This window comes from Rhizomicrobium sp. (assembly GCF_056722145.1).
Genome location: NZ_JBWZET010000254.1, coordinates 1 through 5241 on the forward strand (window position 1 = coordinate 1; position 5241 = coordinate 5241).

The following is a 5241-nucleotide window of genomic DNA, read 5'->3' on the forward strand; positions in this document are numbered from 1 at the left end:
CGGCTCGAGCGCGGCGGCAAGGAAGTGGTCTATTCGACACTGGCGCTGCCGACCAACAAGCGCGAAATCCGCGATATCGGCGACATGATCCAGGCCGGTTACACGATCGAGGCCAACGACATCGCCGCCGTGCACCTGGTCGACAAGCGCCCGCACGTCGTCGGTCCGTTCATCAACATCTACAACGAGGACACGCTGGCGCTGCACCTGAAGCTCGGCGCCACCAGCATCTGTCTGCCGCCCGAACTGCCGTTCGAGTCGATCCGGACGATGGCGGCGGGCAACCACGCGGTGGAAGTGTTCGCGTTCGGCCGTCCGCCGCTGGCGTTGTCAGCCCGCTGCTATGCCGCCCGTCAGGCCAATATGGCCAAGGATGCGTGTCAGTTCGTCTGCGAAGCGCACAGCGACGGCATGGACGTGTGCACCATGGACGGCGTGCCGTTCCTTGCCGTCAATGGCATCCAGACCCAAGGCTATGTCGTGACCGCTGCGGTGCGCCATGTCGCGGCGCTGAAAGAGGCCGGTGTGGTGTCGCTGCGCCTGTCGCCGCAGACCTGCGACATGGTCCGGGTGGCGAGCGTGTTCCGCGATCTTGCCGACGGCAATACCACGCCGCAGGAAGCGGGCGAGGCGCTCAGCGTGCTGCATTTGCCGGGACCGCTGTCCGACGGCTTCCTGCGCGGCCTGCCGGGCTGCACTGCGGAAGTGGATTAATTCCCCGTCGCCGTTTTCACCGCGAAAGGCACCGTGAGGTGAGTGCCGTCGGCGAAGGTGAGGGTGACCGGCACATTCGTACCCGGCTTCAAGCCCTTGGGCTCCATGCACATCAGGTGATAGGCGCCAGGCTTGAACGCGAACGTGCCGCCGGCCGGCACGTCGACGCTGTCGACCGCCATCATGTGCGCCATGCCGTTCATCGTGTGGGTCATGTGCAGCATCAACGAGCCGCAGGCGGGCGACTGGGCGCCGGTGAGCGTGATCGGCTTGGTGCCGGAATTGGCGAGCGTGAAATAGCCGCCCGCCGGCAGGTTGCCCGGCAAGGCGCGTATCCAGGCGCCCGAGACACTCGGTGCAGCCACGGCAGGAAGCGCAAACGCAGCGGTGAGCAGCAGCGCAGCGACGAAGCGGTATGTCATGAGGGAGCCCCGCGTTGGATCGGCGGCCAGCTTTTGCTGTCCGGCGCTACGGGTCAAGAGCGAAGAAAAAGGGCGCGCCTGCCGGTTCCGTTAGGAGACCGGTCAGGCGCGATCGGCTGGATCCCCGTCTGGCGGGGGTGCACAACGGACTGGGATCCGGGGCCAAAAAAGTTCGTCTTTCAGACGTCGGAGAAACTCAAACACATTCTCTTGGGGGGACGCATGGCCGGGAGTTGGGGCTTGCCCGGCCATCAAGGGGATGATTGTGCTCAAGGCTTTGCCGATCACATAGGGTCTCCTGGCTTGGAGTTTTCTTCGAACTTACTCGCAAGCTTGAGGAGGCCTTCACTCCCGGACCCGGCCGTGGCAGCGGCTTGGCGGAGTTCTTCGGCAACGGCGGCGAGACGCTGGCGGATGACGCTCGATTTCTCGCTGGCACGCGCGATCAGGGCGTGGCCGGCGGCTCGTTCCTCATCATGGTGCCTTGTGAAATCCTCGGCCAGCATTTCGAATCCGTCCCAAGGTGATTGGTGCGTGCAGAATGATACTTTTTTGAATGCTTGTAAGTTGGGGGTTTCCCTGATGTCGCACCGCGGTAAGGATTCGCTAACCGTGATTTACGCGATGACGAAAGACGAATCGCAAGCGTCTCTGCGACACGCGACAGCGCCACGAGTCGTACCGCGATAGTTGCGTGAAAGGGTCAGGCGTTGGCTTGGCGCGCGCGCTCGATCCACAACACCAGCTGGTCTTCCGGCACCGGCTTGTGCAGCAGCTTGACGCCGATGCGCGCGGCGCGCGGTTCGAGGGTGGGATCGCTGCGGCCGGTCATCATCAGGGCCGGCGTCTGGTCGCCGCGGGCGCGCAGGAATTCGAGCAGGTCGAGGCCGTTCATCCCGGGCATATGCTGATCGACCACCAGGCAGTCGGGCTTCAATCCCGCTTCTTTCAGGAATAGCTCCGCCGACGCATGATCGCGCACTTCGTAGCCATAGGATTCGAGCAGCGCGCGGGTGGAATCCCGTACCGCATCGTCGTCGTCGATGATGTCAACCATTGTCGTCAAGCCAGGCCCTGATAGCCACATGAAGTCATGGGTTATTTAGCCGGAATGGCGCTGACATGAAATACGGAGTTGTGCCTAAAGCCTTTCCCTAGGAAGGGATTGATAAGGCCTTGCGGACCAGATCGGCGAGATTGCCGGCGTCCATCTTTTCCATCACCCGGGCGCGATGGATTTCAACGGTACGGGGAGAAATGGACAGTTCGTGGGCAATGACCTTGTTGGCCTTGCCGGCAACGATCAATTCGAGCACCTGACGCTCACGCTCGGTCAACAAGGCGAGGCGCGCGGCGGCGCTGCGGGCCTCCTTGACCTGGTCGCCGGTCGTCGAGGCCCGGTCGAGCGCGCGACGCACGCTGTCGAGCAGCACCGGCTCGTCGAACGGCTTTTCGAGGAAGTCCACGGCGCCGGCCTTCATGGCACCGACCGCGATCGGAATATCGGCATGGCCGGTCATCACGATCACCTGCAGCGGCGAGCGGCGGGCGACCAGCTCCTTCTGCAGGGCGATGCCGTCCATTTCAGGCATCTGCACATCGACGATCAAACAGCCGACCGACTCGGGGGCTTCGCTGGCGAGCAGGGCCGTCGCCGACTCATAGGCCTTTGTGGCGTAGCCGGACGCGGAGAGTAATAGTGAGAGGGAATCGCGGATGTCGGGATCATCGTCGACAATAAATACGGGTTCGGCCATCGGATCAGTCCATCACGCGTTTCGCAGCCGGCAGAACGAACTGGAACACGGTCCCGCCGCCCGGGTTGGGGGCCATTGTGAGCCGGCCGCCATGAGCTTCGATGATTGAGCGGCTGATTGCTAGTCCTATTCCCATTCCACCCGACTTGGTAGTCACAAACGGACGGAAAAGGCGTTCGGCGAGTTCGTCGGACACCCCGCAACCGGTGTCCGCAACGCTAACCTGCACGGCATCTGTGGTGACAGCCGTCGTGGTGACGGTCAACTCGCGCTGCTCCGATTGGGTCATTGCTTCGGTGGCGTTGCGCAGGAGGTTCACCAGGACCTGCTGAATCTGCACCTTGTCGATCAGTACGAGTTGCAAATCGTCGGCGAAATCGATGGTCGTGGTGATCTCGCTCTTGCGCGTACCGATCAAGCCGAGCGCCAGTGATTCCTCGGTTACGGCGTTGATGTCCTCGAGCGTCCGGGTTGATTCGCGCTTTTCGACGAAGTCGCGCAGGCGGCGGATGATCTGGCCGGCCCTGAGCGCCTGTTCGCCGGCCTTGGATACCGCCTCATAGGACTTCGCCTTGGCGGCGGGATCGGACATGGCGATCAGGCGCTTGGCGACGTTGGTGTAATTGAGCACGGCCGTCAGCGGCTGATTCAGTTCATGGGCGATCGCAGCGGAGACCTGACCCATCTCGCTGACCCGCGCGACGTGGCTGAGTTCGGCCGACAAAATTTCGAGTCGCGCTTCGGCGAACTTGCGTTCGCTGATATCGCGAACGGTCTTGGAGGCCCCGATCACCGTGCCGTTGGAATCGCGAATCGGCGACACCGTGACCGAGACGTCGACCAGGCTGCCATCCTTCCGTATGCGGAGGGTTTCGTAATGCTCGGTCGCTTCGCCCAGGCGGACGCGCGCCATGATCTCGATTTCCTCCTCGACCCGATCTTCCGGGAACAGGCGGGTGATCGAAGTCCCGATCATTTCGGCGGCGCTGTAGCCGAACAGATTCTCGGCGGCGCGATTCCAGCTCGTGATTTTGCCGTCGAGTGTCTTCGACACGATGGCGTCGTTGGATGAATCGACGATTGCCGCCAGGAAGGCGCGCTGCTCGGCGTGCATCGCCCGTTCGATCTGCAGATCGGTCAGATCCTGGACCACGACCACGAACATGCGCCGGCCGTCGTGGATGCCTTCGCCGACCGACATGAAGATGGGAAACTCTGAACCGTCGCGGCGCCGCCCTTTGAGTTCGCGACCTGTACCGGCGCCTTTGGCTTCGCCGGTCTGCTGGAAGCGCCGCAGTCGCTCCTCGTATTCTTCGCGGAATGGGGAGGCGAGCAGCATCGCGATGCCGCGGCCGAGGACCTCCTCGGGCCGGTACTGAAACATCGCCTCGCACGCCGCATTGAAGACGCTGATCAACCCCTGCTCGTTGACCGCCATCACGCCGTTGATCGCGGCCGCAACCACGGTCTCGAACAGCGAGTCGTCCCACAGGGGGGAAGGCGTGCGTTGCAGGGGTAGCGGCATCCGGGTTGCTATTTGAATTCATTATATTTCTAGCAAAGCGCGGGCCTCTCGCCAACACGCAAGCCGCGTGAAGAGCAAATTCCCTTAAATGGTGCCGGGAAATTGCGGCCTTGGCGCTATCAACACCAAGGGGTTGAAAAGTGAGTTCGTCTCACTATCAACATTGTGGCGGAAGGGGGGCGGCATGTTGTCCCCCTAAGGTAATTCCCACTGCACTTTTTCTTAGAACAATGAGAGTCTTCAGCTGTAGTTTGATGAACGGGGCGCGAGTCACGTCACGCGGTGTCGCTGTGACGGCTGCGCCGACCGCCATCGCATTCACGTTAACCGCCTTTGCCGGTGCAAGTGGCGGTGCCAAGCTGAACCAGGACTTGCGTTGCGGAAGAACGGGAAATGAAACGACCGATTTTATGGAAGGATATCGCCGCGGTATTGGCGGTCAAATTCGTCCTTCTGGCCTGCCTGTATGTCGCGTTTTTCAGTCCTTCGCACCGGACCGTTGCCGACGCGGCCGCCGTATCCGAGCGCCTTCTCGGCTCAGACCATCGTTAGGATAACACCCATGGATATCGTCGAACTATCACGGCTGCAATTCGCCGCAACCGCGCTGTACCACTTCCTTTTCGTGCCGCTGACGCTGGGTCTGTCGATCCTGCTCGGCATCATGGAAACGGTCTATGTCATGACCGGCCGGGCAATCTGGCGCGACATGACCAAGTTCTGGGGCACGCTGTTCGGCATCAACTTCGTCATGGGCGTTGCCACCGGCATCACCATGGAATTCCAGTTCGGCACCAACTGGGCCTACTACTCGCATTACGTC

Annotated in this window: 8 protein-coding genes; 4 read left to right on the top strand and 4 right to left on the bottom strand. The window is 61.9% G+C overall.

Going from position 1 to position 5241, the window contains the following annotated elements; translation table 11 throughout:
- Window positions 1-714: U32 family peptidase (locus tag AC1P6P_RS13555; protein ID WP_481402978.1), on the top strand; the 714-nt coding region annotated here is incomplete at its 5' end.
- On the opposite strand, the gene AC1P6P_RS13560 is transcribed toward AC1P6P_RS13555, so the two are convergent.
- Window positions 711-1136, bottom strand: a complete 426-nt coding sequence (locus AC1P6P_RS13560; protein WP_481402979.1) for a copper chaperone PCu(A)C — start codon at window positions 1134-1136, stop codon at window positions 711-713. The genes AC1P6P_RS13555 and AC1P6P_RS13560 overlap by 4 nt on opposite strands.
- A 374-nt stretch (window positions 1137-1510) precedes the next feature.
- Here AC1P6P_RS13560 and AC1P6P_RS13565 point away from each other — a divergent pair, with 374 nt between their 5' ends.
- Window positions 1511-1663 (top strand): hypothetical protein, encoded by a 153-nt coding sequence (locus AC1P6P_RS13565; RefSeq protein WP_481402980.1) that lies wholly within the window; start codon window positions 1511-1513, stop codon window positions 1661-1663.
- A 176-nt stretch (window positions 1664-1839) separates the two neighbouring features.
- On the opposite strand, the gene AC1P6P_RS13570 is transcribed toward AC1P6P_RS13565, so the two are convergent.
- The 3 genes from AC1P6P_RS13570 to AC1P6P_RS13580 form a co-directional block, all read right to left on the bottom strand.
- Window positions 1840-2193 (bottom strand): response regulator transcription factor, encoded by a 354-nt coding sequence (locus tag AC1P6P_RS13570; RefSeq protein ID WP_481402985.1) that lies wholly within the window; start codon window positions 2191-2193, stop codon window positions 1840-1842.
- 97 nt (window positions 2194-2290) lie between these two features.
- A complete protein-coding gene (fixJ, locus tag AC1P6P_RS13575) occupies window positions 2291-2893 on the bottom strand; it encodes a response regulator FixJ (protein WP_481402981.1) in 603 nt (200 codons plus the stop codon).
- A 4-nt stretch (window positions 2894-2897) separates the two neighbouring features.
- Window positions 2898-4418 (bottom strand): PAS domain S-box protein, encoded by a 1521-nt coding sequence (locus AC1P6P_RS13580; RefSeq protein ID WP_481402982.1) that lies wholly within the window; start codon window positions 4416-4418, stop codon window positions 2898-2900.
- Between the two features lie 393 nt (window positions 4419-4811).
- Between AC1P6P_RS13580 and cydP the strand changes: the two genes are divergently transcribed.
- Both cydP and AC1P6P_RS13590 read left to right on the top strand, forming a co-directional pair.
- Window positions 4812-4970, top strand: a complete 159-nt coding sequence (cydP, locus tag AC1P6P_RS13585) for a cytochrome oxidase putative small subunit CydP (RefSeq protein WP_481402983.1) — start codon at window positions 4812-4814, stop codon at window positions 4968-4970.
- Window positions 4971-4980: 10 nt separating this feature from the next.
- The coding region (locus tag AC1P6P_RS13590; protein ID WP_481402984.1) for a cytochrome ubiquinol oxidase subunit I at window positions 4981-5241 on the top strand (261 nt) is incomplete at its 3' end.